The organism is Bradyrhizobium sp. MOS002, from assembly GCF_003020115.1.
GTDB lineage: Bacteria > Pseudomonadota > Alphaproteobacteria > Rhizobiales > Xanthobacteraceae > Bradyrhizobium.
The window spans coordinates 216,070-242,881 of record NZ_PYFX01000002.1 but is presented as its reverse complement, the minus strand read 5'-3'; the positions used below and the strand labels follow the sequence as shown (position 1 = coordinate 242,881).

The 26,812-nt window shown below is 64.4% G+C and carries 26 protein-coding genes; 7 read left to right on the top strand and 19 right to left on the bottom strand.

All coding sequences use genetic code 11. From position 1 onward, the window contains the following. Positions 1–104: 104 nt before the first annotated feature. From C7G41_RS05815 to C7G41_RS05800, 4 genes are all read right to left on the bottom strand, one after another. On the bottom strand, positions 105–692 hold the full coding sequence (locus C7G41_RS05815) for a GNAT family N-acetyltransferase (protein WP_007599447.1): 588 nt from the start codon (positions 690–692) through the stop codon (positions 105–107). A 39-nt stretch (positions 693–731) separates the two neighbouring features. Continuing rightward, on the bottom strand, positions 732–2,021 hold the full coding sequence (locus C7G41_RS05810; RefSeq protein WP_106941673.1) for a pitrilysin family protein: 1,290 nt from the start codon (positions 2,019–2,021) through the stop codon (positions 732–734). Next, positions 2,018–3,436, bottom strand: coding sequence for a threonine synthase (thrC, locus tag C7G41_RS05805; protein ID WP_199198205.1), 1,419 nt, complete (start codon positions 3,434–3,436; stop codon positions 2,018–2,020). Before thrC ends, C7G41_RS05810 begins: the two co-directional genes overlap by 4 nt. 555 nt (positions 3,437–3,991) lie before the next feature. Next, entirely contained in the window at positions 3,992–4,636 is a 645-nt protein-coding gene (locus C7G41_RS05800) for a response regulator transcription factor (protein WP_008541266.1), read from the bottom strand. A gap of 85 nt (positions 4,637–4,721) precedes the next feature. Between C7G41_RS05800 and C7G41_RS05795 the strand changes: the two genes are divergently transcribed. After that, a complete protein-coding gene (locus C7G41_RS05795; RefSeq protein WP_106941672.1) occupies positions 4,722–6,062 on the top strand; it encodes a histidine kinase in 1,341 nt (446 codons plus the stop codon). Here C7G41_RS05795 and C7G41_RS05790 read toward each other — a convergent pair. The 9 genes from C7G41_RS05790 to coxB all read right to left on the bottom strand — a co-directional run bounded on the left by C7G41_RS05790 (position 6,059) and on the right by coxB (position 13,144). Beyond that, on the bottom strand, positions 6,059–6,424 hold the full coding sequence (locus tag C7G41_RS05790) for a nuclear transport factor 2 family protein (protein WP_106941671.1): 366 nt from the start codon (positions 6,422–6,424) through the stop codon (positions 6,059–6,061). The genes C7G41_RS05795 and C7G41_RS05790 overlap by 4 nt on opposite strands. 105 nt (positions 6,425–6,529) lie before the next feature. Next, entirely contained in the window at positions 6,530–7,291 is a 762-nt protein-coding gene (locus tag C7G41_RS05785) for an SURF1 family protein (protein WP_106941670.1), read from the bottom strand. Continuing rightward, the gene (locus C7G41_RS05780) at positions 7,288–7,689 is read right to left on the bottom strand and encodes a DUF983 domain-containing protein (protein ID WP_106941669.1); all 402 of its coding nucleotides are present in this window, start codon (positions 7,687–7,689) and stop codon (positions 7,288–7,290) included. Before C7G41_RS05780 ends, C7G41_RS05785 begins: the two co-directional genes overlap by 4 nt. 93 nt (positions 7,690–7,782) lie before the next feature. Continuing rightward, the gene (locus C7G41_RS05775) at positions 7,783–8,679 is read right to left on the bottom strand and encodes a cytochrome c oxidase subunit 3 (protein WP_007599437.1); all 897 of its coding nucleotides are present in this window, start codon (positions 8,677–8,679) and stop codon (positions 7,783–7,785) included. Positions 8,680–8,757: 78 nt separating this feature from the next. Further along, entirely contained in the window at positions 8,758–9,408 is a 651-nt protein-coding gene (locus C7G41_RS05770; RefSeq protein ID WP_106941668.1) for a cytochrome c oxidase assembly protein, read from the bottom strand. A 5-nt stretch (positions 9,409–9,413) separates the two neighbouring features. After that, the gene (locus C7G41_RS05765) at positions 9,414–9,590 is read right to left on the bottom strand and encodes a hypothetical protein (protein ID WP_026233922.1); all 177 of its coding nucleotides are present in this window, start codon (positions 9,588–9,590) and stop codon (positions 9,414–9,416) included. Further along, the gene (locus C7G41_RS05760) at positions 9,587–10,531 is read right to left on the bottom strand and encodes a heme o synthase (RefSeq protein WP_106941667.1); all 945 of its coding nucleotides are present in this window, start codon (positions 10,529–10,531) and stop codon (positions 9,587–9,589) included. The genes C7G41_RS05765 and C7G41_RS05760 overlap by 4 nt, the downstream gene beginning before the upstream one ends. 60 nt (positions 10,532–10,591) lie before the next feature. Further along, positions 10,592–12,217, bottom strand: coding sequence for a cytochrome c oxidase subunit I (gene ctaD / locus C7G41_RS05755; protein ID WP_106941666.1), 1,626 nt, complete (start codon positions 12,215–12,217; stop codon positions 10,592–10,594). A gap of 87 nt (positions 12,218–12,304) precedes the next feature. Next, on the bottom strand, positions 12,305–13,144 hold the full coding sequence (gene coxB, locus C7G41_RS05750; RefSeq protein ID WP_106941665.1) for a cytochrome c oxidase subunit II: 840 nt from the start codon (positions 13,142–13,144) through the stop codon (positions 12,305–12,307). 448 nt (positions 13,145–13,592) lie between these two features. On the opposite strand from coxB, the gene C7G41_RS05745 reads away from it, so the two are divergent. The 4 genes from C7G41_RS05745 to C7G41_RS05730 all read left to right on the top strand — a co-directional run bounded on the left by C7G41_RS05745 (position 13,593) and on the right by C7G41_RS05730 (position 17,078). Beyond that, positions 13,593–14,138, top strand: coding sequence for an invasion associated locus B family protein (locus C7G41_RS05745; RefSeq protein WP_026233923.1), 546 nt, complete (start codon positions 13,593–13,595; stop codon positions 14,136–14,138). 118 nt (positions 14,139–14,256) lie between these two features. Then, the gene (gene tldD, locus C7G41_RS05740; RefSeq protein ID WP_026233924.1) at positions 14,257–15,684 is read left to right on the top strand and encodes a metalloprotease TldD; all 1,428 of its coding nucleotides are present in this window, start codon (positions 14,257–14,259) and stop codon (positions 15,682–15,684) included. Beyond that, the gene (gene lepB / locus C7G41_RS05735; RefSeq protein WP_106941663.1) at positions 15,681–16,457 is read left to right on the top strand and encodes a signal peptidase I; all 777 of its coding nucleotides are present in this window, start codon (positions 15,681–15,683) and stop codon (positions 16,455–16,457) included. Before tldD ends, lepB begins: the two co-directional genes overlap by 4 nt. 54 nt (positions 16,458–16,511) lie before the next feature. Then, entirely contained in the window at positions 16,512–17,078 is a 567-nt protein-coding gene (locus C7G41_RS05730) for a nucleotidyltransferase family protein (protein WP_106941662.1), read from the top strand. 124 nt (positions 17,079–17,202) lie between these two features. On the opposite strand, the gene C7G41_RS05725 is transcribed toward C7G41_RS05730, so the two are convergent. The 3 genes from C7G41_RS05725 to C7G41_RS05715 form a co-directional block, all read right to left on the bottom strand. After that, entirely contained in the window at positions 17,203–17,775 is a 573-nt protein-coding gene (locus C7G41_RS05725; RefSeq protein ID WP_106941661.1) for a PAN domain-containing protein, read from the bottom strand. A gap of 113 nt (positions 17,776–17,888) precedes the next feature. Further along, on the bottom strand, positions 17,889–19,259 hold the full coding sequence (locus tag C7G41_RS05720; protein WP_106941660.1) for a glutamate--cysteine ligase: 1,371 nt from the start codon (positions 19,257–19,259) through the stop codon (positions 17,889–17,891). A gap of 99 nt (positions 19,260–19,358) precedes the next feature. Next, positions 19,359–19,853: a MarR family winged helix-turn-helix transcriptional regulator gene (locus C7G41_RS05715; RefSeq protein ID WP_007599417.1), complete on the bottom strand. Its 495-nt coding sequence runs from the start codon at positions 19,851–19,853 to the stop codon at positions 19,359–19,361. Between the two features lie 126 nt (positions 19,854–19,979). On the opposite strand from C7G41_RS05715, the gene gstA reads away from it, so the two are divergent. Together gstA and C7G41_RS05705 are read left to right on the top strand one after the other, a co-directional pair. Then, positions 19,980–20,594 (top strand): glutathione transferase GstA, encoded by a 615-nt coding sequence (gene gstA / locus C7G41_RS05710; RefSeq protein WP_007605052.1) that lies wholly within the window; start codon positions 19,980–19,982, stop codon positions 20,592–20,594. A gap of 229 nt (positions 20,595–20,823) precedes the next feature. Next, complete coding sequence (locus C7G41_RS05705) at positions 20,824–21,132, top strand: hypothetical protein (protein ID WP_106941659.1); 309 nt, start codon at positions 20,824–20,826, stop codon at positions 21,130–21,132. Positions 21,133–21,496: 364 nt separating this feature from the next. Here C7G41_RS05705 and C7G41_RS05700 read toward each other — a convergent pair whose 3' ends face one another. The 3 genes from C7G41_RS05700 to C7G41_RS05690 are packed head-to-tail and all read right to left on the bottom strand — an operon-like array spanning position 21,497 to position 26,788. Beyond that, the gene (locus C7G41_RS05700; protein WP_106941658.1) at positions 21,497–23,710 is read right to left on the bottom strand and encodes an FAD-dependent oxidoreductase; all 2,214 of its coding nucleotides are present in this window, start codon (positions 23,708–23,710) and stop codon (positions 21,497–21,499) included. Between the two features lie 18 nt (positions 23,711–23,728). Further along, positions 23,729–24,937: an acetyl-CoA C-acetyltransferase gene (locus C7G41_RS05695; RefSeq protein WP_106941657.1), complete on the bottom strand. Its 1,209-nt coding sequence runs from the start codon at positions 24,935–24,937 to the stop codon at positions 23,729–23,731. A gap of 60 nt (positions 24,938–24,997) precedes the next feature. After that, positions 24,998–26,788, bottom strand: a complete 1,791-nt coding sequence (locus C7G41_RS05690) for an acyl-CoA dehydrogenase C-terminal domain-containing protein (protein ID WP_106941656.1) — start codon at positions 26,786–26,788, stop codon at positions 24,998–25,000. Between the last annotated feature and the right edge of the window lie 24 nt (positions 26,789–26,812).

The window sequence follows — 26,812 nt, the reverse complement described above, 5'->3', positions numbered from 1 at the left end:
CGACATCCCGGCCGATCACCGGCCGGCTTGCGCCGTTATATCGTCAAAACCGGCGAACCCAAGGCAAGCAAACAAGGAGACTTTGGCCGCATCAATGAACGGACTCAGCCGCGGAAATCCTCGTGCAGCAGGCCGAACAGCAAATGGTCCTGCCAGACCCCGTTGATGCAGAGATAGCGGCGCGCCAGCCCCTCGCGGGAGAAACCGCACTTCTCCAGCACCCGGATCGAGGGCGCATTGGTCGGGATGCAGGCGGCCTCGACCCGGTGCAGATTGAGCTCGCCGAACAGCGTCGGCAGCAGCACCCGCAGCGCGGCCGTCATGTAGCCCCGCTGGGCGTGGGGCTTGCCGACCCAATAGCCGATGGTGCCGGCCTGGACGATGCCGCGGCGGACATTGGCGAGCGTGATGCCGCCGACCATGGCGCCGTCGAGCTCCCGGAAGATCAGAAAGGGATAGGACCGGTCCGCGGCGATGTCCTCGGAATAGCGGCGCAGGCGACGGCGGAAACCGGAGCGGGTGAGATCGTCCGAGGGCCAGATCGGCTCCCAGGGCGTCAGGTAATCGCGGCTGGACTCGCGCAGATGGGCCCACTGCAGGAAGTCCGACATCTGCGGCGCGCGTAGTAACAGGCCGTTGCCGCGCGGCGCGAGAGCGGCGGGTCCACTGGATGGCAGGCGAAAGAGGGCCATGGTGATGCTTCCCGGGGCGGATCAACCCGTGCGCGGCTCCTAATGCAGCCGCGCCTTGGCGCGTGCCCGGGTCAATCCTTCCGCAAAAGACACCGCCGTGTCCAGACCCCTGCCACTGCCCAATGCGACAACCGCAGGGCGGCTGCGCGAAAGCAGCGCACGCGCCGCATCACGGGTGGATTCGACGCTGACGGCGTCGATCCGGGCCACCAGCTCCTCGGCGGTCTGGGGCCGGCCATAGGCCAGCACGTGGCGGGCGAGCTGCTCGGCGCGGGACGAACAGCTCTCCAGCGCCATCAGCAGCCCCGCCTTCATCTGCGCCTTGGCCCGCGCGATCTCGACCTCGGTCAGGGTCTCGACCGAATCATTCATGATGTCGACCACGACCTCCATCATCTCAGGCGCATCGGCCGGATCGGTGCCGGTGTAGAGGCCGAAGAAGCCGGTATCGGTATAGGGGGCGTGGAACGAGTAGATCGAGTAACAGAGGCCGCGCTTCTCGCGCACCTCCTGGAACAGCCGCGACGACATCCCGCCGCCGAGGATGTTGGTGAAGACCTGGAGCGAGAACAGCGACAGATCGGTCTGCGGCACGCCCTCCAGCGCCAGCGTCAGATGCGCCTGCTCGAGCTCGCGATGCACCACCTTGGTGCCGCCCTTGCCGAACTGTGCGGACTGCGGCTTGGGCCCCGCTGTCCCCTCAAAACTGGCGAAGCGCTGCTCGACCTCGGCGACCACCTGCTTGTGATCGACCGCCCCGGCTGCCGCCACCACCATGTCGGGCCCGCGGTAATGCGTCGACAGATAGTCGCGCAGCGAGTCGCGGCTGAAGGCACGCAAGGTCTTCGCGGTGCCGAGCAGCGAGCGGCCCATCGGCTGGTCGGGATAGCAGAGCTCGTTGAGATGCTCGAACACGACGTCGTCAGGCGTGTCCTGCGCCGCGCCGATCTCCTGCACGATGACGTTCTTCTCGCGCTCGAGCTCGTCGGGCTCGAAGGCCGGGTTGGCCAGGATGTCAGCGAGCACGTCGAGCGCTAGCGGCACGTCGGCCTTCAGCACCCGCGCATAATAGGACGTAGTCTCGGTCGAGGTGCCGGCATTGAGGTCGCCGCCGACTGCCTCGATCTCCTCGACGATCTCGCGCGAGGAGCGCTTCGTCGTACCCTTGAACGCCATATGTTCCAGGAGATGCGAGATGCCGTGCTCGTTGGGCTTCTCGTCGCGCCCGCCGACGCCGGCCCAGACGCCGAGCGCCGCGGTCTCGAGATGGGGCATCTTGTCGGTGACGACAGTCAGGCCGGACGCAAGCTTGGAAATTTCGACGCTCATCCGGCAACTCCCTGTTTCGCGGCGCGGCTGACCGACAGCACGAACCGCTCGACCTCGGCCTGGTCGTTCTTCATCACCTTCATGTGTTCGGATTTGGTCATCAGACCATCGAGCCAGGCCGGCAGTTGCGGCCGCTGGCCGCAGGCAGCTTCGACCGCATCGGGGAATTTGGCCGGATGGGCGGTCGACAGCACGATGCTGGGAACCGTCGTGTCTGTGGTGTCGCGGTCGGCGACCGCAAGCGCGACCGCGGTGTGGGGGTCGACCAGTTCGCCCGCCTCGCGCCAGGCGGCGCGGATCGCGGCCGCGGTCTCGGTCTCGTCGGCCCGGCCTGCGTCGAATTCCTCGCGGATCGCGGCCAGCGTCGAATCGGGCAGCACGAAGCGGCCCGACTGCTTCAGCGAATCCATCAGACGGCGCACGCCGGCAGCATCGCGCCCGCCGGCCTCGAACAGCAGCCGCTCGAAATTCGAGGAGATCTGGATGTCCATCGACGGCGACGCCGTCGCGTGGACCTCGCGCACCTCGTAGATCCCGGTCTTCAGCGTGCGCGCCAGGATGTCGTTGACGTTGGCGGCGATGCCGAGGGTCCGCACCGGAAGACCCATGCGCTTGGCGACATAGCCGGCAAAGATGTCGCCGAAATTGCCGGTCGGCACGACGAAGTCCACCGCGCGCGCGGGTGCTCCGGCGGCAACGGCGGAGGTGAAGTAGTAGACCACTTGGGCGACGATGCGCGCCCAATTGATGGAATTAACGCCGGACAGCGACGTTGCATCGCGGAAGCGATGGTTGTTGAACATCGCCTTCACGAGGGCCTGGCAATCGTCGAAATTGCCCTCGACGGCGAGCGCATGGACGTTGGCCGCCCCCGTCGTCGTCATCATCCGCCGCTGCACCTCGGAGATGCGGCCATGCGGGAACAGCACGATGAGATCGACATTTTCGAGCCCTGCGAACGCGTCGACCGCAGCACCGCCGGTGTCACCCGAGGTCGCGACCACGATGGTGGTGCGCTGGCCGCGCTTGGCGAGCACATGGTCCATCAGCCGCGAGATCAGCTGCATCGCCACGTCCTTGAAGGCGAGCGTCGGACCGTGGAACAGCTCCAGCACGAACTGGTGCGGCGCCATCTGGCGCAACGGCACCACCGCCGGATGGCGGAAGGTGGCATAGGCCTCGTTCGCCATGCGGCCGAGCTCGGCGTCCGAGATCTCGCCGCCGACGAAGGGACGGATCACCTCGACCGCGACCTCCCAATAGGGACGACCAAAGAAGCCGGCGATGGCGTCAGTCGAGAGTTGCGGCCAGGTGGCCGGCACATACAGGCCGCCGTCGCGGGCGAGCCCGGTCAGCATCACGTCGCAGAAGCCGAGTTCGGGGGCCTCGCCCCGGGTCGAGATATAACGAGTCAAACTGCCCTCCAAAGGCCGGCCAAGCCTGAGCTCGGTCCGCAAGCCTTTGATTTTACGAAATTACTTGTTAACAGCCAGAGGCTTTGAGCCACCATAAAGTGTTTTGCGGCATCAGGAAACCGCTTCGCAACTGAGGCGATCCACTGAGAAAGGCTGCCAACGAAAAGGGCTGCGGCAATGCCGCAGCCCTCTCTTGGAAGGTCTGTCGTTGTGTGCAGACCGGTTTGCCTCTGGGGTCGCCGACCCCGCTAAAACTATTCGCGCAAGCTTTCGTCGCCTGTCATGAAATCGTCAAGGGTCAAAACGGGATGCGCGAGAAAATGTTCCTGTTTTTCCCGACACGTTTCGGCGCCGGCAAACGTTGGCGCGCAATCTCTCGTCACGCATTGCCATTATTTCCCGAATGGCCGGAGGTTCGGGAACGATAGACGGCTGGGCCCATTATGTCGGCGGATGGTGTCGGCGCTATCCATGCATTGCCCGGCTGTGCGCCGAGACCGGTCCGCCCGCCGAACCGACAGCATCCTGGAGCAGCCGGTTCGGCGCCCCGGGGCGTCAGTTCATCCCGATTTCCACCGCGATCCGGATCAGGTCGGAATGGTTCTTGGCACCGAGCTTCTGCTTGAGCAGGGACGTGGTGTTGGCGACGGTCTTGTAGGAGATACCGAGCGCCTCGGCGACCTCGACGATCTTGTCGCCTCGCCCCAGCAGGCGGAGAATCTCGAGCTCCCGCGGCGTCATCTGCGAGGCGGGATTGGCCTTGATCGCCGCGCCGGAAAACGTCACGGCTTCTGCGAGCTGCGGTGAGATGAAATTGTCGCCCGCAACGACTTTGCGCACCGCCTTGAGCAGGATCCGGGGATCGTCGCCCTTGGAGACGTAGCCCTGCGCCCCGAGCTCGACCGCCCGCACCACGAAGGCCGGATCGTCGTTCATGCTGAACATGATGATCTTGGCGTCGGGATCGTCCTTGCGAATGCGTCGCATCAGTTCAAAGCCGGAGACGTCAGGCAGGCTGATGTCGATTACAGTGACGTCGGGCCGCTTGCTGACATAGGCGCGATGCCCGGATTTGGCGTCGGTCGCCTCGTCGATCCGGATCGAATGGTCGGAAGCGAACAGGGTGCGGCAACCGGACAGTACCACGGGATGGTCGTCGACAATCAGGACACGGGTCGCCGGCTTGGCAGTATCTTGCATTGTAACTCTCTAGTTTTTCGACTCATAAACCGCCGGGAACAAATGGAAAGAGCAAATCCGACCGACGCGCGTTAGAATTGACCTAATGTGGCAACACTTCTCGTTCAGGACCCAACTGTTTCTGCCGCTGGGCATCAGCTTCCTCGCCGCGCTGATCATGAGCGGCGTGCTGCTCCACATCTTCGCGACCGACCAATTGGCGGACGAGAACGAGCCGGGGCGGCGTTCGATCCAGACCGTTGCCGCCGCGCTCAACAACACCCTGCGCACCTCGAACAATCCGCGGCAGACGCTCGACGCCTTTGTCCATTCTTTGGACACTTCCTCTGATATCCAATTCCGTGCCGTGGAGACGGGTCCCGCGTCCTCAGCGAGGGACGACCTGCGCAAACCGCATGGCGTACCGCAATGGTTTGTCGAGCTGCTCACCATTCCGGACATGGACGCGGCAGCTCCGGTGACGATCGACGGCCAGCGTGTCGGCGACCTCGTCTTCCGGCCGGACCTGTCGGCCGACCTGTTCGAGAAGTGGATCGGCTTTCTCGCGCTGACCATCCTCGTTGCCGTGCTGATGGTGCTCACCGGCACTATTGCCTATGTTTTCGCGGGATCGGCCCTGCGCCCGCTGCAATATCTCGGCGAAGGGCTCACGCGGATGCGGCGCGGCGACTACGCCACGCCGATCCCGGTCGGAGGACCGCCGGAAATCCGGCAAAGCTGCGAGGAGGCCAACGCGCTGGCCGAAACGCTGGTGCAATTGAGCCAGGACAATCGCGACCTGCTGCACCGCCTAGTGTCGCTCCAGGACGACGAGCGGCGCGATCTCGCGCGCGAACTGCACGACGAACTCGGTCCGCTGCTGTTCAGCATCCGCGCCGGCACGATCGCGTTGGCCGACGCCTCGCCCCCGGCAGGAAATCCCGGCAGTTCGGCACAGGATGTGTTGCAATCGGTCGAGGCGCTCCAGCAGACCAACCGCCGCATCCTCGACCGATTGCGACCGCTCTACATCGAGGAATTGGGTCTGGAGACCAGCGTGCAGACGCTGCTCCGGAATTTTCGCAAGCAGGCGCCGTCCATCGGCCTGACGGACACGATCGATCCGGATCTCAACGCGATCGACGGGCCGCTGGCTCAGACGGTCTATCGCGTGATTCAGGAGGCGCTGACCAACGTGCTGCGTCATGCCGGCGCCAGCAACGCCCATGTGCAGGCGACATTCGCCGGCGAGACGGTCGTCATCGAGATTTCCGACGACGGCGGCGGTTTTCCCGAAGGCAATGTGTTCGGCCGCGGCTTGACCGGCATGCATGAGCGCGTGCGCGCGCTCAGCGGATCGCTGTCATTGCTGCGCGTGGACGACAGGACCTACGTGCGCTGCCGCCTTCCCGCCGCACCGGCACGCGAGGCGCTCATCAACGATTAGCAAGCACAGCCAAGCTGCGCGTGCTGTCGCGCCGGCTCGCACAGCGTGGTGCGGATCTTGCCGTCGGGGCTGAAACAAAACGAGGCGCGGATGCGCAGCGCGCCGGCGACGGAATATTCGAGATCGACGCCATGGGGCGCAGGATGGATTTCCTCCAGCCCGAAACCGGCCGACGCGAAAGCGCTGAGCCGGGGCTGCCAATAGGCTTCGAGCTCGCTCCGGCCGCGATAGCGCTGCGTGCCGTTACACGTGCATTCGACCTGAGCGTCGTCCGCATAGAGGTCGAGGAGCGTCGCGAGGTCGCCCTTCCTGCAGGCATCCACCCAGTCGACGACAATTCCCATCTGGTCGAAATCGCTCACGCTGCAATCCTGTCTGCCGCGGAAAATGACTGGCGGCTTAGGATCACACTCGTGAATGTGCGCTGAATGGTAAACCCCGGGCGATACCGGGTTCCCTCGCGGAATCTACGGAGTTCGGCCCTGCCGCCGCCCTCTCGCCCACACGGCGAAGGCGATGAGCACCGCGCCCGCAAGCGTGAACCAGGTGATGGCGTATTGCAGGTGATCGTCCTTGAGATGCACGTCGAGCGGCCCCGGCCGCGGGATGCCGTTCTCGGGCACGGGCTGCTCGAGGTCGACATAGAACGGCGCAACCGCGCCCCAGCCCAGCGTGCTCGCGATCGCCGCGTGATCGCGCACGAACCACAGCCGCTTGTCGCGGTTCTCCGCCGGGGTCAACCAGCCAGGTGCCTCGGGGAAGCGCAGATAGCCGGTGAAGGAGACCACCTGCCCCGTGACGAGCTTCTTGACCGCGCGATCCTCAACGCTGCGATCCTGCATGGTGTTTTCGACGAAGCCGGCATCGATCACCACCGTCTCGCCGCTCGGCAGCCGTGCCGGCAGGAATGCCCAGGTGCCGGGGCTTGAAGCGTCCTTGCGCACGGCGGATCCGGGGGAATAGACCATTGCGTCGGGCAATTGCGCGTAGGTCGCGGTAAAGCTGACACGGCGGAATTCGTCGCGCGCGGGACTTAGCGCGGCCCATCGTGCCGGCGGCGGCAGGGCGACCGGTGCCTCCGCGAGACGCTCGGTGAGTGCGGCGATCAGCTCGTGCTTGGCGAGGCGGCGCTGCAATTGCCAGACACCGAGCACGACACAGACCGCGGTCAGGAAGAGCGTGAACAGCGCGAAGCCGGCCACGCGGGGCTTGCGCGCGGTCTCGTTCATTTCGTGCGGTCGACCAGCCGGCCCGGCGCCGCCTTATGGTGGAATTGCAGCGCGATCAGCAGCGACTTCATCGTGCGCAAGGGCAGCAGGGTGGTCGCGAGGATCAGCGGCAGCCACAGCACCGCGTGCAGCCAGTACGGCGGCTGGTACTTGACCTCGACGACGAGCGCGCAGCCGACCACGATCGCGCCGGCCAGCATGATGATGAAGATCGCCGGACCGTCACCGGAATCGATGAAGGCGTAGTCGAGGCCGCAACGGTCGCAGGACGGCGCAAGCGTCAGGAATCCTGCATAGAGCTTGCCCTGGCCGCAGCGTGGGCATTTGCAGGCGATGCCGCGCAACGCGCTCTGCAGCACGGTCGTCTCGGGCTCGGGGGCGTCGCTGGTGTTGTTCATGATGGCGGACTCTAGCACGGTTCCGCCAACCTCCAGCGGCAGAAAAGCGAAAGGGCGGCCTTGCGGCCGCCCTTCTGATCGATCCGACGCTGTTCAGTGCGCGCCGTGGGCCATGGTCTCGGCGCCGTGTCCCCAGACATAGATGCAGAGGAACAGGAACAGCCAGACCACGTCGACGAAGTGCCAGTACCAGGCGGCGAACTCGAAGCCGAGATGCTGGGTCGGCGTGAAGTGGCCGGCATAGGCGCGGAACAGGCACACCAGCAGGAAGATGGTGCCGACCAGCACATGGAAGCCGTGGAAGCCGGTCGCCATGAAGAAGGTCGCGCCGTAGACGTTGCCGCCGAAGGAGAATGCCGCGTGGCTGTACTCATAGGCCTGCACGCAGGTGAAGAGCGCGCCGAGCACGACGGTGAGGATCAGGCCGTACTTCAGGCCCTGGCGATCGTTCTCGAGCAGCGCATGGTGGGCCCAGGTCACCGTGGTGCCGGAGGTGAGCAGGATCAGCGTGTTCAGAAGCGGCAGATGCCAGGGATCGAAGGTCTCGATGCCGTGCGGCGGCCAGGTGCCCGGCACGGCGCAGGCGCCGGCCGCGGTCCCGAGACCACAGCCGAACACCGCATCGCGGGTGGCGTGGACGGCATCGGCCGGGAAGAGCGCCGCGTTGAAATAGGCCCAGAACCAGGCGACGAAGAACATCACCTCCGAGGCGATGAACAGGATCATGCCGTAGCGGTGATGCAGCTGCACGACGCGGGTGTGGTCGCCCTTGTACTGGGCTTCCCTGATCACGTCGCCCCACCAGCTCGCCATGGTGTAGAGCACGCCGACGGTGCCGACACCGAAGATGATCGGCGCAGCCGAGAACATGTGGTGCATCCAGGTGATCGCGCCGACCGCCATGATGAAGGCGGAGATGGAGCCGACGACGGGCCATGGCGAGGGATCGACCAGATGGTAGTCGTGATGCTTGGTGTGCGCCGTTGCCATTTGCGGTCTCGCTCCTCAATCCCGTGCCTGTCAGGCACTTATCCCCTTATTTCCAACCCCGGCGCGTGAGCCCGGAGATCAGAGATTTCCCTTGCGTTTGTCGTCTTCGCTGGCCGCGAGCGGCTTCACTACCGGATCCTTCACCGGATAGAACGTGTAGGACAGCGTGATTGTGTTGAGACCGTCGTTCTCGTGGTCGTCGGCGATCGACGGATCGACGTAGAACACGACCGGCATCTCGCGCTTCTCGCCGGGCGCCATGGTCTGCTCGGTGAAGCAGAAGCAGTTGATCTTCTGGAAATAGGATCCGACCGTCAGCGGCGCGACATTGTAGGCGGCCTGGCCCGCGGTGGTCCGCGCGGCCTGGTTGGTCACCGTGTAAAAGACAGTCACGACCTGGCCGATATTGACCTCGATCTCGCTCTGCTCGGGCTCGAACTTCCAGGGCAGGCCGGGCGCGACGTTGGAATCGAAGCGCACCGCGATCTTCCGTGCGATCGGGCCGCTCGCCGGCGCCGAGGTCGCGACCTGGGTCGTGCCGTTGAAGCCGGTGGCGCGGCAGAACCAGTTGTAGAACGGCACCGCCGCGTAGGAGGCGCCGACCATAAACGCGACCACGCCGCCACAGATCGAGGCGACCACCACGTCGCGGCCAAGCCCCCTGGAAGGTCTGCGCCCCTTGGGTGCCGTCCGGCTCTGGTCCCGCGATATGGTCGGCTTCTGATCCATGTTTCCTACATCGGCCGGACGAGTACGGCCGGTCCCTTGACCATGGTCACGGCGAAGAACAGCACCACGAGCACGCCGAGCGCGAGTGCGATTGCGATCGAGCGCTGACGACGGCTCTTCTTCTGCGCCTCGGTGAGGACGATTCCATCTATCTCGGGTTTGTCGGCCATCCCTGTGATCATGCGCCCCCTACCATCGGCGCAAGCGCCCGGAACACGACCTCGGCCAGCAAGGTCGCAAACAGCGCGAACAGATAAAGGATGGAGAACGCAAACAGCTTGCGGGTCGCCCGCAGCGATTGGCTGCGCTCGCGGCGGACATAGACGTTGACGGCGAACCCCAGCATGCCGGCGCCGAGGATCAGCGAGACGATGCCGTAGATGGCGTCGAAATAGCCGAGCGCCCAGGGCGCAGCCGCGACCGCGATCAGCACGATGGTGTAGAGCAGGATCTGAAGCCGCGTCGCGTCGGGGCCAGCGACGTTGGGCAGCATCGGAATGCCGGCGCGCGCGTAATCGTCGGAGCGGAACAGCGCCAGCGCCCAGAAGTGCGGCGGCGTCCAGAAGAAGATGATGGCGAACAGCAGCAGCGGCTCGACGTCGACCGTGCCCGTGACCGCGGCCCAGGCCACCACCGGCGGCAGCGCGCCGGCGGCACCGCCGATCACGATGTTCTGCGCGGTCCAGCGCTTCAGGCCGATCGTGTAGATCACGACGTAGAAGAAGATGGTGAAGGCGAGCAGCGCGCCCGCGATCCAGTTGACCAGAATGCCGAGCGTCATCACCGAGAAGAAGGCGAGCGTCATGCCGAAGGTCATCGCCTCGGGGCGGGTGATGCGGCCGCGCGGAATCGGCCGGTTCGCGGTGCGCGACATCTTGGCGTCGATGTCGGCTTCGAGCGCCATGTTGAGCGCCCCGGACGCGCCGGCGCCGACGGCGATGCAGAGCAGCGAGGTGAAGGCCAGCACCGGGTGGAAATGCCCGGGCGCCATCGCCATTCCGACGAGCGCGGTGAAGATCACCAGCGACATCACCCGCGGCTTCAGGAGCGCGATGTAATCGCCAACCTCCGCTTCGGAGATGCGGGGATTGATGTCGATGGCGTTGTGGTCGAGGACGGACACTAGACTGACTCGCTTCGTTGTCGAGCTGCGGCGCCCGTCACGGGCGCCGCGAGCATTGGCTTACTGCACGCGGGGCAGCACTTCGAACTGGTGGAAGGGCGGGGGCGAGGGCAGCGTCCATTCCAGCGTAGTCGCACCTGCACCCCACGGATTGTCGCCAGCCGGTACCTTCTTGGCGAAGGCGTCGATCACGCAATAGAGGAAGATCAGCACGCCGAAGCCGGAGATGTAGGAGCCGACCGACGAGACCAGGTTCCAGCCCGCGAACGCGTCGGGATAATCGACATAGCGGCGCGGCATGCCCGAGAGACCGAGGAAGTGCTGTGGGAAGAACACCAGGTTCACGCCGATGAAGGTGACCCAGAAGTGCGCCTTCGCCAGCGTCTCATTGTACATGTAGCCCGACATCTTCGGGAACCAGTAGTACCAGCCGGCGAAGATCCCGAACACCGCACCGAGCGACAGCACGTAGTGGAAGTGCGCGACGACGTAGTAGGTCTCCTGGAGCACGCGGTCGACGCCGGCATTCGCCAGCACCACGCCGGTGACGCCGCCGACGGTGAACAGGAAGATGAATCCCACCGCCCAGATCATCGGCGCACGGAACTCGATCGAGCCGCCCCACATCGTGGCGATCCACGAGAAGATCTTCACGCCGGTCGGGACCGCGATGACCATCGTGGCGGCGACGAAATAGGCCTGTGTCGCCGAGGACATGCCCACCGTGTACATATGGTGCGCCCACACCACGAAGCCGATGCCGCCGATCGCGACCATGGCGTAGGCCATGCCGAGATAGCCGAACACGGGCTTGCGCGAGAAGGTCGAGACGATCTGGCTGACCATGCCGAAGGCGGGCAGGATCAGGATGTACACTTCGGGGTGACCGAAGAACCAGAACAGATGCTGGAACAGCACGGGATCGCCGCCGCCTTCGGGGTTGAAGAACGTCGTGCCGAAATTGCGGTCGGTGAGCAGCATCGTGATCGCACCGGCGAGCACCGGCAGCGACAACAGCAGCAGGAACACCGTCACCAGGATCGACCACACGAACAGCGGCATCTTGTGCAGGGTCATGCCCGGCGCGCGCATGTTGAAGATGGTGGTGATGAAGTTGATGGCACCGAGGATCGACGAAGCGCCCGCCAGATGCAGCGACAGGATCGCGAAGTCGACGGCCGGGCCCGGATGGCCCGAGCTCGACAGCGGCACGTACATGGTCCAGCCGGCACCGACACCGTTGGCACCCGGCTCGCCCTCGACGAAGGTCGACATCAGCAGCAGCGCGAAGGACGCCGGCAGCAGCCAGAACGAGATGTTGTTCATGCGCGGGAACGCCATGTCGGGCGCGCCGATCATCAGCGGCACGAACCAGTTGCCGAAGCCGCCGATCATCGCGGGCATGACCATGAAGAAGATCATGATCAGGCCGTGCGAGGTCACGAACACATTGTAGGTGTGCGTCTCGTGGAAGATCTGCACGCCCGGATACATCAGCTCGGCACGGATCGCGATCGACATCGCGGCGCCGATGACGCCGGCGATGACCGCGAAGATCAGGTACATCGTGCCGATGTCCTTGTGGTTGGTCGAATAGACGTAGCGCCGCCATCCGGTCGGATGGGCGTGCTCGTCATGTCCGTGGTCTTGCGCGTGATCGCCGTGTGCCGCTGCGCTCGTTGCCATTTTCTAATCCTGCCTTGCGTCCCGATCGGACCTCTGGAGGTCCCGCCTTATGTCGCTTTCAGCTTCCTCGAACCCTTCGCCCGGCGCTCACTGCGTCTGGCCGGCCGTGGAGGCGTAGGTGTTGGTGCCGCCGCTCGCATATTTCTTCTTCGCCGTCTCGACCCACGAGGCGAACTCCTGGTCGCTCACGACGCGGATGGCGATCGGCATGAAGGCGTGGTCCTTGCCGCACAATTCCGAGCACTGGCCGTAGAACATGCCGGTCTTGGTGGCCTTGAACCAGGTCTCGTTGAGCCGGCCCGGAATGGCGTCGATCTTGACGCCGAAGGCCGGCAGAGCAAAGGCATGAATCACGTCGGCCCCGGTCACCTGAACCCGGACCACCTTGTTGACGGGCACCACCATCTCGTTGTCGACGCCGAGCAGACGGGGCTGCTTGTCCTGGGCCATCAGCGAGTCGAACTCGAACTTGCCGTTATCCGGGTAGGCGTAGGACCAGTACCACTGCTTGCCGGTCGCCTTGATGGTCAGATCCGCCTTCGGCACGTCGAGCTCGAGGAACAGCAGGCGAAACGACGGCACCGAGATACCAACCAGAATCAGCACCGGAACGAGCGTCCACGCGACCTCGATCAGCGTGTTGTGCGTGGTCCGCGACGGCACCGGATTGGCACTCGCGTTGAACTTCACGACCACGATCACGAGCAGCGCCAGAACGAACAGCGTGATCAGCGTGATCAGCACGAACAGGAAATTGTGGAACCAGACGATGTTATCCATCACAGGGGAAGCGGACTGCTGAAGCGTCCACTCCCACGCAGCCGGTTGCCCGAGCTCGGCAAATGCCGCACCGCCCGTCGCCAGCGTCAGACCCGCCACGGCCAATCCCAGCAAGTGCCGGCCCACCGGGCCCATCGACATCTTCATGCCGTTCGCGCTCCCCTAACGAAATCACCCCAAGTGCATTCCCCTATTTTCGGGAAACGCTTTATTCGATCCCCCCGTCTGACAAACCGCCGCGCAAGAATACCTCTAAGAGGAATTGGGGCCAGATCGCTAGAACGCCGAAATCAAGCCTCTCAAACCATAATTCTTGATCTATCGCAATGCAGTCTTGAGCCTCGTCTGTCTGCCATCACCCGCAAGATATTTCCTAGTAACATCAGACAAAAATACCATTTCCCGGGATGCTGCGGCTTGACAGCGGAATTGCCCGCGGTAGGCACTGGCAGACAGCCGCACAGGAACCTGATTCGTGCGGGCGACGGCGGCCGTGGCGGCGTGGAATTTGGTTGCGAATCGCCTTCAAGACGCCGTCATTCCCGTATCAGTCCGCCCGGCGCGAGTGACCCAGGCGAGCAGAGGGACCGACCCGATGGGGTTTTCGAGATCCATGGCAAGGCGAGCTAAAAGCCAGGCTGGCAGCCTCACGATGCTGGCTGCCCTGCTGGCGGCGGTCGTCGTCCTGGCGCTTCCGGGCCTCGCCCATGCGCAGGGTGCGGTGCGCTCCGTCCATGGCGACTGGCAGATCCGCTGCGACACCCCGCCGGGCGCCCAGTCCGAGCAATGTGCCCTGATCCAGAGCGTGGTGGCCGAAGACCGCTCCAACGCCGGCCTGACCGTGATCGTTCTCAAGACCGCCGACCAGAAGAGCCGCCTGATGCGGGTGGTCGCCCCCCTCGGCGTTCTCCTGCCCTCCGGCCTCGGCCTCAAGCTCGACAACCAGGATGTCGGCCGTGCCGGCTTTGTCCGCTGCCTGCCCAATGGCTGCGTCGCCGAGGTCGTCATGGACGACAAGCTGCTCGGCCAGCTCCGCACCGCCAAGACCGCGACCTTCATCATCTTCGAGACCCCGGAAGAAGGCATCGGCTTCCCGCTCAGCCTGAACGGGCTCGGCGAGGGATATGACAAGCTGCCGTAGGGTGAAGGGCGGTTAGACCCGCGAATCCTATTGTTTCCGTAATGTGAGACTTGGCGCCCTCGCGGAACTGCCGGGAAACCATTATCTTGCCTCACATCCCCCGATAATGGACGGACGCATGACCAACCCTGCCACAACCTCCCTGCTCGACCGCGCCAATCTCGACCGCGACCAGGTTCGCAACGAGCTCGCGCGCGGGCTTGCCGGTGCCGACGACGGCGAATTGTTCCTCGAATACAGCCAGACCGAAGCGCTGATGTTCGACAATGGACGGCTGAAGCAGGCGACCTACGACACCTCGCAGGGTTTTGGCCTCCGCGCCGTCAAGGACGACGCCGTCGGCTACGCGCATTCCTCCGACGTGTCGCTGCCGGCGCTGATTCGCGCCGCCGACGCGGTCGCGGCCGTCCGCGGTGGTTATTCCGGCAGTTTCGCCGCGCCTCCGGCGCATACCAACGTGCGGCTTTATAGTGACGACAATCCGCTCGATGCCCCCGGCTTCGAGACCAAGGTCAAGCTGCTCGCCGAGATCGACGCCTATCTGCGCGACAAGGATCCGCGGGTGCGGCAGGTCAGCGTCAGCCTGGGCGCGACCTGGCAGGTGGTGGAGATCCTGCGGCCCGACGGCGAGAGCTATCGCGACATCCGCCCGCTCGTGCGGGTCAACGTCTCCGTCGTGGCCGGTCAGGGCGACCGCCAGGAGAGCGGCAGCAAGGGTTATGGCGGCCGCGCCGGCTACGCCGAATTCATCGAAAGTAAGAACTGGCGCGACGCCGCCGACGGCGCGCTGCGCGAGGCCCTGGTCAATCTGGAATCGATTCCCGCCCCCGCCGGCGAGATGGACGTCGTGCTCGGGGCCGGCTGGCCCGGCGTGATGCTGCATGAGGCGGTCGGCCATGGCCTCGAAGGCGACTTCAACCGCAAGAAGACGTCCGCGTTTGCCGGCCTGATGGGGCAGCAGGTCGCAGCCAAGGGCGTCACCGTGGTCGACGACGGCACCATTGCCTCGCGCCGCGGCTCGCTGTCGATCGACGACGAGGGCACGCCGACCAACCGCACCGTGCTGATCGAGGACGGCGTCCTGGTCGGCTACATGCAGGACCGTCAGAACGCGCGCCTGATGAACATGAAGCCGACCGGCAACGGCCGCCGCCAGGGCTATGCCCATGTGCCGATGCCGCGCATGACCAACACCTACATGCTCGCGGGCGACCGCGATCCGGCCGAGATCCTCGCCTCGGTGAAGAATGGCGTCTTCGCCGCGAATTTCGGCGGCGGCCAGGTCGACATCACCTCGGGCAAGTACGTGTTTCAGTGCACCGAAGCCTACAAGATCGAGAACGGCAAGATCGGTGCGCCCCTGAAGGGCGCCATGCTGATCGGCAACGGGCCGACCGACCTGCATCGCATCCGCATGATCGGCAACGACCTCGCGCTCGATACCGGCATCGGCACCTGCGGCAAGAACGGTCAGGGCGTGCCGGTCGGCGTCGGCCAGCCGTCGCTGTTGATGGAACGCATTACCGTGGGTGGAACAGGCGGATGAGCGTCGAGAAGATAACTGTCACCACCAAGCGGAAGAGCAGCGGCTGGGCCGGCCAGCTCGTACAGCTCGCCGGCATCGTGGCCGCGGTGTTCATCGCCAAGGGTGCGCTGGCCGAGCCGTTCTACGTGCCGTCGGGCTCGATGGAGCCGACGCTGTTGATTGGCGACGCCTTGATCGCCTCGAAATTCCCCTACGGCTACGGCACCTCGTCGCTGCCGATCCAGATCAACCTGCCCGAGAGCGGCCGCGTCTTCGCGGAGACGCCGAAGCAGGGCGACGTCGTGGTCTTCCGCTGGCCCGGTGACCGCTCGCAGGCCTGGGTCAAGCGCGTCGTGGGTCTGCCCGGCGACCGCATCCAGCTGCGCCAGGGCCAGCTCTTCGTCAACGACCGCCCCGCCGAGCTGAAGCCGGACGGCGTTGGCGCCGCCGAGGACGACAATGGCGGCAGCGAACCCGCCTATCGCTACGTCGAGACGCTGCCGAACGGCGTCTCGCATCTGATCTTCAAGATGCGCGACAACGGTCCGCTCGACAACACGCAGGAAGTGACGGTGCCGGCTGGCCATCTCTTCGTGCTCGGCGACAACCGCGACAACTCCGCCGACAGCCGCGTGCCCTTGCGCTCCGGCGGCGTCGGCATGTTGCCGATCGACAATCTGGTCGGCCGCGCGGATGCCGTGCTCGGATCCTGGGATCTCGGCATCCGGGGCCAGCCGGTGTGGACCTGGCTGTCCGGGTTTCGCATGGCGCGGTTTTTCACCGCCGTGCGTTGAAGCCGGAATGTCCTCACCTCTCTCCCGCACGCGGGAGGAGGGAGCGCAACAGTGATGATCCGCGACGAATTTCTGGCTCTCGCCCTGCGAAATCCGTGCAACGCAGCGATCCTCGATGAAATCGATCGCCTCGCCCTGCCGGATGCGTGGCTCGTCGCGGGCTGCCTGGTGCAGACGGTGTGGAACGTGCTCACGGGCCGCCCGATCGATCACGGCATCGCCGATTACGACGTGTTCTATTTCGATTCCGACATCTCATGGGAGGCGGAAGACGCGGTGATCCGCAAGCTGCACGCGCGGCTCGCGCATCTCGGCGCCAAGGTTGAAATCCGCAACCAGGCGCGCGTGCACCTTTGGTATCCTGGCAAGCACGGCCTGCCCTATCCGCCCTTGATGTGCGCGACCGACGGAATCGACCGCTTCCTCACGGAGAATACGCAGGTGGGCATCCGCTCTGCCGGTGGCGATTTCGACGTCTACGCGCCGCACGGGTTCGACGACGTCGCGAAGCTGATCGTGCGACCCAATCGGGCGCCGAATTTTTCCGCCGCCAATTACGCGGCGAAGGCGGCACGCTGGAAGCCGCTGTGGCCCGAGATCACGGTGATCGCGGCCGAGTGAGCTGTCCGCTTTACCCTCCTCGTCATTGCGAGGAGCGAAGCGACGAAGCAATCCAGACTGCCGCCGTGGAAGCAATTCTGGATTGCTTCGCTACGCTCGCAATGACGGCCGTGAGAGCTGCATGCTATCTCACAACGCCCGATGTGAACCCTGCCTTCCGCCGCGGCGGCTTGATTTCCTTTTTGAGGAAGCAGCGCGCTTCGCGTCCGGTGTAGCCCGGGCGGGCATAGGTGAAAGCGCGGCATTTGTTGTCGGCGGTGCAGGCGGCCTTGCAGGCGTCTTCGCCTTCGCCGTCCTTCATCTCGAAATTGCGCAAATCGCCGCCGGGGCGGTCGATCGAGGTTTCCACGCCTTCGACACGCGGCTCGATCACGCCGGCGCCGCGCACACCGGAGATGCAGCAGCTTCCCGGCACGCGCGCAGGCACCGTGTTCTTCAGCCAGCACACCGCCGAGCCGCCTTCGACGTCCGGATAGCTGAAGCTCCACGAGCGGCAGCGGCGGTCGCGCTCGCACAGCAGCGCGCAATCCTCCGGATCGCCCGACGTGACCGGGGTGCTGAAATAGTCTCCGCCGGGCCGATCGAACGCCGTCTGGGCGCGCGCAGGCCAGCTCGCAAACACGAGCGAAAGCAGCGCGGCGCAGGCCACGACGCTTGCCAGGACGCTTGCCATGACGGCCAGGCGGCCCTTCCCCATCGGAACAGCTTTCGAGTTATTGACGACGCTCGGGTTTTTCAGCCGGCCATTTGATCGCCGCAAACCTGTACGGGCGATGAACGGCTCGTCTCCCGATCGTCGGACCCCGGGTTCTAGAACGCGTATTCCGCGTAGGCTGGTTCCACCGAGCCGTTCCAGGCACCGTTGAACTTCTCGAGCATCTCCTCAGCCGGCGTGCGGCCGGAATCGATGATGCGATCGAGCGGCTCCAGATGCCTGGTCTCGTCGCGGCCGAGCTGGTCGATCCGGCCGCGCCGGCGCAAGCCGGCATGTGCCAAAGCGAGGCAGTCCTTGGCGATCTCGAACAGATAGCGGTCCTTGATCCGCGCCTTGAAGCCGAAGCGCGGCACGTCGTCGCGCAAGGCCTGGCGCTCATGCGCGCTCCAGTGCTTCACAAGGTCCCAGGCGGCATCCAGCGACACATCGTCGTAGAGCAGCCCGGCCCAGAACGCCGATAGCGCCGGCAGACGGCCCCACGGACCACCGTCGGAGCCGCGCATCTCGAGATAGCGCTTGAGCCGCACCTCCGGGAAAATCGTCGAAAGATGGTTGGCCCAATCGGACAGCGTCGGACGTTCCCCGGGCAAATTGTTGTTGCGGCCATCGAAGAAGGCGCGAAATGAGGACCCCGAGACGTCGATGTAGTCCTCGTCGCGCTTGACGAAATACATCGGCACGTCGAGCGCGTAGTCGACATAGCGCTCGAAGCCCATGCCGTCCTCGAATGCCCACGGCATCATGCCGGCGCGCGCATTGTCGGTGTCGCGCCAGATCTCGGACCGGAAGGAGAGGAAGCCGTTCGGCTTGCCCTCGGTAAACGGCGAGTTGGCGAACAAGGCGGTTGCGGCCGGCTGGAGCGCGAGCGAGACACGCAGCTTCTTGACCATGTCGGCTTCGGAGGAGAAGTCGAGATTGGTCTGGACCGTGCAGGTCCGGTACATCATGTCGAGGCCGTACTGGCCGACCTTCGGCATGTAATTGGTCATGATCTTGTAGCGGCCCTTGGGCATCACCGGGATGTCGGCGCGCGACCAGGACGGCGTCATGCCGAGCCCGAGGAAGCCGATGCCGAGCGGCGTTGCGATCTCGCGCACCTGCGCCAGATGCGCCATCAGCTCACTCTGGGTCTGGTGCACGTTCTCGACGGGGGCGCCCGAGAGCTCGAACTGCCCGCCGGGCTCGAGCGAGATCGCGCCGCCGCCGGTGACGTCGTAGAGGCCGATGATGTTGCCCTTCTCCATGATCGGCTCCCAGCCGAGCAGGAGTTTCATGCCTTCGAGCAGCGCGCCGATACCGCGCGCGCCGTCGTAGGGCACCGGACGGTGGCCTTCGAGCGTAAACGGTGTCTTCTCGTGCTCGGTGCCCATGCGGAATTCGGACGGGTCCTTGCAGCCTTCCTCGAACCACTTGACGAGCTCGTCGCGCGATTGCAGGGGCGTCATATCGATCTGGTCTCGCGCCATATCAGACTCTAATCAAAAGCGCTTCGATCGAACGCGCGTGGGTGACAGGGATGGTCCGCGCAGCCACCGGCTGCACGGACGAGCTTGTTTGCCGCGCGATCATCGCAACGGCGTGGTTTCGTTGACGTGGGCAGGCGGCAGCTTCATCTCGCCGCACGAGCAGCCCAGACGGTCGAGCAGACCGCTGAGCTTCACGGCATCCGCATCGGACAGCTTCGAACCGACATATTTCTCGATTGCGGCCGAATAGGCGCCCCACATCCGCTTCTGCAATTCGCGGCCGGCTTCCGTGATCTCTACGAACTGGCCGCGCTTGTCGATCTTGCATTCACGCCGCGAGGCAAGGCCTTCGTCGACCAGGCGGTCGATCAGCCGCGATGTCGAATATTGCGGGATCAGCATCTGCCGTTCGAGTTCGACCGGTCGGAGCTCGCCCGAGGGCGCCCGTGACAGTTCAAGCAGCGCGTCATACCATGCCAGCGGCGGGAAGCCGGCCTTCTTCAGGTCCTGCTCGACGCAGTTGAGCACACGGCTCTGCACCCGCATCAAGCGGATCCAGGCGGAAGTCGCCTCGGTCGATGGTTTGCGTTTCATGGTCCCGCTCAAGCTCGTCGCCCGTCTTTTACCCTATTCGATGCACTTGCATCAATCTTGACTATTTCAAGCAGATGCATGTAGTCGTTCTTTCGCCTGAACCAAGCAACAAGAGGAGGAAATTCCATGAAATTGTATTATTCGCCAGGTGCGTGTTCGCTGTCCCCCCATATCGCGCTCCTGGAGGCCGGCCTGCCCTATGAACTGGTCAAGGTCGATATCCGGGCCAAGAAGCTCGAAAACGGTGAGGATTATCTGAAGCTGAACCCCAAGGGCCAGGTCCCTGCGCTGGGCCTCGATAGCGGAGAGATCGTGACCGAAGGCCCGGTGATTGTCCAGATGATCGCCGATCAGGCCTCAGCCAAGGCGCTGGCGCCGGCCCACGGCAGCGCCGAGCGCTACAAGCTGCTCGAATGGCTGAACTTCCTCACCTCGGAGGTCCACAAGAGCTTCGGCCCGATGTTCGCGCCGGCGCTGAACGACGAGGCCAAGGCCTTCTTCAAGGACCGCGTCATGGGCAAGCTGAAATACATCGATAGCCAGCTCGCCGGCCGCGACTACCTCATGGGCAAGCAGTTCACGGTGGCCGACGGCTATCTCTTCACGATGCTGACCTGGGGCGACCGGATGAAGTTCGACCTTTCCGCGATGCCGAACCTTGCCGCGTACAAGACCCGCGTCGCGGCGCGGCCGCAGGTGCAGGAAGCGATGAAGAAGGAAGGGCTGATTCAGGCTGCCTGAGGCGGGCTCCGCAGAACAACAGAAAGAGCCGGATTGATGATCCGGCTCTTTCGTATTCCCCGCGTCGTGGAATTCGCTGCCCTAAAATCCACGCCCGCAACTTTTAGGTGTATTGTCTATATTAACAATAATTCAGCCGCGTTAAGGGAGGGGTGTCGCACTCCTTGTGTGAGCTGTCCAGTTGGCGCAACTATAAACTGTGGCGGGGCGGCCAAGTTGGAATACGATCGTGACTACCGCACTTGTTCTTCTTTTCGCGAGCGCAACCGTTGGATTCGCGACAGGGCTGTTCTTCCGGGTCTGGTCGTTACTGTTCGTCTCGCCCGCGATCGCCATTCTTGCTGCAATCGGGCTTCAGACATCCGGCTTCGGATTTTGGACGGGTATTCCAATCATCATTGGCAGTCTGGTGAGTTGCCAACTCGCCTACATGGTGGGCGCGTTCCACCTGCAAAATGAGGAAAATTCAGCGGAGGATCTTAGCGACGGCGCCCCAGGTCACGATCGCCAACATGGCGTCGGCGATGAGAACGAGTAACATCAAGTTGATCCAAGAGGGGATTTTTCTGCGTAGGCGCAAAAGTCTGCGGCGTAGCCGCAGCCGACCTAACCGCGCCAGAGGAGCGTATCTCGACGCGACACCGGCTGCGCCGAGTTGAAACACCAGGGAAGTCATTGCGGGACACCTTTAACGCCAATCACCGTTCGGTGGATTGATTAGCAAGAGCGGTGCCAGTGCGGAGCCAGCGTGGCCGCGTCAGGGAGTTGGGGTGGAAGTAGTGTGGCAGGGAAACACATAGAATTCTGGAATTTGCAAAAGTAGAAGGCCGGATCGACGATCCGGCCTTCTACTTGCTTGCGTAACCCGAGTTTGATCGGCCCATCGGGCTACAAAAAGAGAATCACGCCGCCGCCTTCTTCGGAGCGAAGCGGCCGTAGAAGGTCTCGCCCTTCGCGGCCATGTCCTCGAGCAATTTCGGCGGGGTGAAGCGCGAGCCGTATTTCGCCTCCAGCTTGTGGCAAAGTTCGACGAAGGTCTTGGGACCCATGAAGTCGATGTAGGACAGCGTGCCACCGGTGAACGGCGCAAAGCCGAAGCCGAGGATTGAGCCGACATCCGCCTCGCGCGGATCGGTGATGACGTGGTCCTCCACCGTGCGCGCGGCTTCCACCGCCTGCACCACCAGGAAGCGCTGCTTCAACTCCTCGACGTCGAGCGTATCAGGATCGAGCTGCTTGGGCTGCAGCGCGGACAAGCCCGGCCACAGGCTCTTCTGACCCTTGCCCTTCTCGGGGTAATCGTAAAACCCCTTGCTGTTCTTGCGGCCCAGACGGCCCTGCTTCTCGACCATTTCCACCATCAGCTTCTTCTGATCGGGATTGATGGCGTTGGGGCCGAGGTCGGCTTCCGTCGCCTTCATGATCTTGAGCCCGAGGTCGAGCGCGACCTCGTCCGACAGCGAGAGCGGGCCGACCGGCATGCCGGCCATCTTGGCGCAGTTCTCGATCATCGCGGGCGGCACGCCTTCGAGGAACATCTCGTTGCCTTCGGCGACGTAGCGGCCGACGCAGCGATTGGCGAAGAAGCCTCTGGAGTCGTTGACGACGATCGGCGTCTTGCCGATCTGCCGGACGAAGTCGAGCGCGGTCGCGATCGCGAGATCGCCGGTGTTCTTGCCCTGGATGATCTCGACCAGCATCATCTTCTCGACCGGCGAGAAGAAGTGGATGCCGACGAACCTGCCCTGGTCCTTGAAGGATTCCGCCAGCGAGGTGATCGGAAGCGTCGAGGTGTTGGACGCGAAGATCACGTCCGGCTTCATATGCCCCTGCGCCTTGGCAAAGGTATCGGCCTTGACCTTGCGGTCCTCGAACACGGCCTCGATGACGAGATCGACGTCCTTCAGCGCGGAATAGTCCGCGGTCGGCGTGATGCGGGCGAGCAGCGCTTCTGCGTCACCGGGCTTGGCGCGGCCCTTCTTGATCTGCTCCTCGATCACCTTTTGCGCATGCGCCTTGCCCTTGTCGGCGCTCTCCTGGTCGCGATCGATCAGGACGACGTCGAGGCCGGCACGGGCCGAGACGTAGCCGACGCTCGCGCCCATGAACCCGGCGCCGATCACGGCGATCTTCTTCACCTTGGTCGGCGGCACATCCTTCGGACGGCGCGCACCCTTGTTCAATTCCTGCATCGACAGGAACAGGCTGCGGATCATCGCCGCCGCTTCCTTCGAGCGCAGTACCGAGGTGAAGTAGCGCGACTCCACGCGCAACGCGGCGTCGATCGGCAGCTGCAGGCCCTCGTAGACGCAGCTCATGATCGCGCGTGCGGCCGGATAATTGTCGTAGGTCTCGCGGCGATAGATCGCGTTGCCGGCCGGGAACATCATCATGCCGGCCTTGGAGAACACCGGGCCGCCCGGCAGCTTGAAGCCCTTCTCGTCCCAGGGCGCGACAGCCTTGCCGCCGCCCTTGATCCAGTCCTTTGCCGCCTTGACGAGATCGGCCGCGGGAACGATGGCGTGGATCAGATTCAGCGCCTTGGCCTTCTCGACCGTGACCGGATCGCCCTTGAGCAGGATCGTCATCGCGTCCTGCGGCGGCACCAGCCGCGGCACGCGCTGCGTGCCGCCGGCACCCGGGAACAGGCCGACCTTGACCTCGGGCAGGCCCAGGCGGGTCTTGGGATTCTCCGCCGCCACGCGATAGTGGCAGCACAGCGTGATCTCGAAACCGCCGCCGAGCGCGAGGCCGTTGATCGCCGCCGCCCACGGCTTGCCGGAGGTTTCGATCGAGCGCAGCACCTGCGAGAAGCGCCGGCTCTGCTCGAACAGCATCTGGTTCGCAGCGGTCTCGCCCTGCTCCTTGAACAGTTTTGCGTAGGCCTGGTTCATGCCCTCGAGCATGGACAGGTCCGCGCCGGCGCAGAACGCCTCCTTGGCAGAGGTGATCACGACACCTTTGACCGCGGCGTCGGCCGTGGTCGCCTTGACGATCGCGTCGAGCTCGCTGGTCGAGGTCTCGTCGAGCACGTTCATCGAACGGCCCGGAATGTCCCAGGTCACGAGCGCGATGCCGTCGGAATCGGTCTCAACCTTGAAGTTCTTGTAAGCCATGCTGGTTGCTCCCTACCCTTAGACGCGTTCGATGATGGTCGCGGTGCCCATGCCGCCGCCGATGCACAGCGTCACCAGTGCGGTCGTCTTGTTGGTGCGCTCGAGCTCGTCGAGCACGGTCCCGAGGATCATGGCGCCGGTCGCGCCCAGCGGATGGCCGAGCGCAATCGCGCCGCCATTGACGTTGATCTTGGCGTTGTCGATGTCGAAGGCCTGGATGTAGCGCAGCACGACGGAGGCGAAGGCCTCGTTGAGCTCGAACAGGTCGATGTCCGACTTCTTCATGCCGGAGCGTGCAAACAGCTTTTCGGTGACGTCGACCGGGCCGGTCAGCATCATCGCGGGTTCGGAGCCGACATTGGCGAAGGCGCGGATTCTTGCACGCGGCTTCAGGCCGTATTTGCCGCCGGCTTCCTTGCTGCCGAGCAGAACCGCGCCGGCACCATCGACGATGCCCGACGAATTGCCGGCATGGTGCACGTAATTGACGCGTTCGATTTCGGGATGCGATTGCACCGCGACGCCGTCGAAGCCGCCCATCTGCGCCATCATCGTGAACGCCGGCTGCAGCTGCGCCAGCGACTGCATCGTCGTCGAAGGACGCATATGCTCGTCCTTGGCGAGGATGGTGAGGCCGTTGATGTCCTTCACCGGGACGATCGACTTGTCGAAGCGGCCTTCATCCCAGGACTTCGCCGCACGCTGCTGGCTCTGCACCGCATAGGCGTCGACGTCGTCGCGCGAGAAGCCGTATTTGGTCGCGATCAGATCGGCCGAGATGCCCTGCGGCATGAAATAGGCCGGCACGGCCATCGACGGGTCCATCGGCCAGGCGCCGCCGGAGGCGCCGATGCCGACGCGGCTCATCGATTCGGCGCCGCCGCCGATTACCAGTTCATGCTGGCCGCTCATCACCTGGGCTGCGGCAAAATTCACGGCATCGAGGCCCGAAGCGCAGAAGCGGCTGATCTGCACGCCCGGCACGGCTTCGCCGAGACCCGCCTTCAGCGCGGCAAAGCGCGCGATGTCGGAGCCGGCTTCACCGACGGGATCGACCACGCCGAGAATGACGTCATCGACGGAATCTTCCGGGAGGTTATTGCGGTCCTTGAGCGCCTTGAGCGGCACGGTCGCAAGCGCGAGCGCGGTGACTTCGTGCAGCGCGCCGTCCGCCTTGCCGCGGCCGCGCGGGGTGCGGACGTGGTCGTAGATGAATGCCGCAGGCATGACGCCCTCCTGATGTGATGGTCGTGATCTGGTGTTGGACGGGTCGCAGCGAAAGCGGCTTCAGAACGCTTCCGCCGGCAGTTCCATGATGGTGGCGCAGCCGGACTGGATGCGCGCCAGGTTGGCGGCGGTCTCCGGCAGCATCCGCTCCATGAAGAAACGGCCGGTGACGAGCTTGGTCGAGAGATAGGGCGTCGTCCCGCTCTCGGCAATCTTGGCTTGCGTCACCTTCGCCATCTTCGCCCACATGTAGCCGAGCGCGACGAAGCCGAAGAGATTGAGGTAGTCGGTCGCGGCGGCGCCGGCATTGTCGGGCTTGGCCATCGCGTTCTGCATCAGCCAGGTGGTGGCCTGCTGGAGATGGCCGAGCGAAGCCGAGAGCGGGGTGATGTAGGGCTTCATCGCCTCGTCGCCACCGTTCTCCTTGGCGAAGGCCATGACCTCGCCGAAGAACGCCATGATGGCGCGGCCGCCGTCGCGCGGCAGCTTGCGGCCGACGAGGTCGAGCGCCTGGATGCCGTTGGCGCCTTCGTAGATCATGGCGATGCGGGCATCGCGCACGAACTGCTCCATGCCCTGCTCGGCGATGTAGCCGTGACCGCCATACATCTGCTGCGCCTGCACCGCGTTGGCGAAGCCGTAATCGGTGAGGAAGCCTTTCAGCACGGGCGTCATCAGGCCCATGTGATCGTCGGCGGCCTGGCGGTCCTTGGGATCCTCGGAGCGATGGGCGACGTCGCTCTTCAGCGCGGTCCACATGACGAAGGCGCGGGCGGCCTCGTTGAAGGAGCGGATCGACAGCAGCGTGCGACGCACGTCGGGATGGACGATGATCGGATCGGCCGGCTTGTCCGGCGCCTTGGCACCCGTGAGCGAACGGCCCTGGATACGATCCCGGGCATAGGCGACCGCGTTCTGATAGGCGACTTCCGACTGAGCGAGACCCTGCACGGCGACGCCGAGGCGGGCCTCGTTCATCATCACGAACATGCCCTGCATGCCCTTGTTCTCTTCGCCGATCAGCCAGCCGGTGGCGTTGTCGTAGTTCATCACGCAGGTGGAATTGCCGTGGATGCCCATCTTGTGCTCGATGGAGCCGCAGACCACGCCGTTGCGCTGCCCCACCGAACCATCGGCATTGACCATGAATTTCGGCACCACGAACAGCGACACGCCCTTGATGCCGGCGGGCGCGCCCTCGATGCGGGCCAGCACGAGGTGGATGATGTTGGGGGCGAGGTCATGTTCGCCGGCCGAAATGAAGATCTTGGTGCCCGTGATCTTGAAGCTGCCGTCGGCCTGCCGCACCGCCTTGGTGCGGAGCATGCCGAGGTCGGTGCCGCAATGCGGCTCGGTCAGGTTCATGGTGCCGGTCCACTCGCCCGCCACCATCTTCGGCACGTAGGTCTGCTTCTGCTCCGGCGTGCCGTGGACGATCAGCGCCGCGGTCGCGCCCATGGTGAGGCCGCCATACATCGAGAACGCCATGTTGGCGGAGATCTGGAATTCGTTGACCGCCTGGCTCAGCGTCACCGGCAGACCCTGGCCGCCGAACTCGGTCGGCGCCGACAGGCCGAGCCAGCCGCCCTCGGCGACCTGCTTGAACGCCTCCTTGAATCCCGTCGGCGTGGTGACGCTGCCGTCATCGGCGCGCTTGCAGCCTTCGAGATCGCCCACGCGGTTGAGCGGCTGCAGCACTTCTTCGGCAAGCTTGGCAGCTTCGCCGAGAATGGCTTCGCGCACGTCGCTCGACGCATCGGAGAAGCCGGCCAGATTGTCGTAGCGATCGATCTGGAAGACGTCGTTGAGCAGGAAGTTCACGTCTTCGACGGGGGCTTTGTAGATCGGCATGGTGGTCTCCCGGCAGGCCTTGAA

Bases quoted from the DNA above. Each gene is read 5' to 3' on its own strand.
- C7G41_RS05720 (WP_106941660.1), bottom strand. From the start codon at position 19,259: ATGGCGCGAGACCAGATCGATATGACGCCCCTGCAATCGCGCGACGAG.
- C7G41_RS05795 (WP_106941672.1), top strand. From the start codon at position 4,722: ATGTGGCAACACTTCTCGTTCAGGACCCAACTGTTTCTGCCGCTGGGC.
- C7G41_RS05800 (WP_008541266.1), bottom strand. From the start codon at position 4,636: ATGCAAGATACTGCCAAGCCGGCGACCCGTGTCCTGATTGTCGACGAC.
- C7G41_RS05725 (WP_106941661.1), bottom strand. From the start codon at position 17,775: ATGGGGAAGGGCCGCCTGGCCGTCATGGCAAGCGTCCTGGCAAGCGTC.
- gstA (WP_007605052.1), top strand. From the start codon at position 19,980: ATGAAATTGTATTATTCGCCAGGTGCGTGTTCGCTGTCCCCCCATATC.
- C7G41_RS05745 (WP_026233923.1), top strand. From the start codon at position 13,593: ATGGGGTTTTCGAGATCCATGGCAAGGCGAGCTAAAAGCCAGGCTGGC.
- C7G41_RS05775 (WP_007599437.1), bottom strand. From the start codon at position 8,679: ATGGCAACGGCGCACACCAAGCATCACGACTACCATCTGGTCGATCCC.
- C7G41_RS05780 (WP_106941669.1), bottom strand. From the start codon at position 7,689: ATGAACAACACCAGCGACGCCCCCGAGCCCGAGACGACCGTGCTGCAG.
- C7G41_RS05785 (WP_106941670.1), bottom strand. From the start codon at position 7,291: ATGAACGAGACCGCGCGCAAGCCCCGCGTGGCCGGCTTCGCGCTGTTC.
- C7G41_RS05765 (WP_026233922.1), bottom strand. From the start codon at position 9,590: ATGATCACAGGGATGGCCGACAAACCCGAGATAGATGGAATCGTCCTC.
- lepB (WP_106941663.1), top strand. From the start codon at position 15,681: ATGAGCGTCGAGAAGATAACTGTCACCACCAAGCGGAAGAGCAGCGGC.
- C7G41_RS05715 (WP_007599417.1), bottom strand. From the start codon at position 19,853: ATGAAACGCAAACCATCGACCGAGGCGACTTCCGCCTGGATCCGCTTG.
- coxB (WP_106941665.1), bottom strand. From the start codon at position 13,144: ATGAAGATGTCGATGGGCCCGGTGGGCCGGCACTTGCTGGGATTGGCC.
- C7G41_RS05815 (WP_007599447.1), bottom strand. From the start codon at position 692: ATGGCCCTCTTTCGCCTGCCATCCAGTGGACCCGCCGCTCTCGCGCCG.
- C7G41_RS05730 (WP_106941662.1), top strand. From the start codon at position 16,512: ATGATCCGCGACGAATTTCTGGCTCTCGCCCTGCGAAATCCGTGCAAC.
- C7G41_RS05810 (WP_106941673.1), bottom strand. From the start codon at position 2,021: ATGAGCGTCGAAATTTCCAAGCTTGCGTCCGGCCTGACTGTCGTCACC.
- C7G41_RS05695 (WP_106941657.1), bottom strand. From the start codon at position 24,937: ATGCCTGCGGCATTCATCTACGACCACGTCCGCACCCCGCGCGGCCGC.
- ctaD (WP_106941666.1), bottom strand. From the start codon at position 12,217: ATGGCAACGAGCGCAGCGGCACACGGCGATCACGCGCAAGACCACGGA.
- C7G41_RS05690 (WP_106941656.1), bottom strand. From the start codon at position 26,788: ATGCCGATCTACAAAGCCCCCGTCGAAGACGTGAACTTCCTGCTCAAC.
- C7G41_RS05700 (WP_106941658.1), bottom strand. From the start codon at position 23,710: ATGGCTTACAAGAACTTCAAGGTTGAGACCGATTCCGACGGCATCGCG.
- tldD (WP_026233924.1), top strand. From the start codon at position 14,257: ATGACCAACCCTGCCACAACCTCCCTGCTCGACCGCGCCAATCTCGAC.
- C7G41_RS05770 (WP_106941668.1), bottom strand. From the start codon at position 9,408: ATGGATCAGAAGCCGACCATATCGCGGGACCAGAGCCGGACGGCACCC.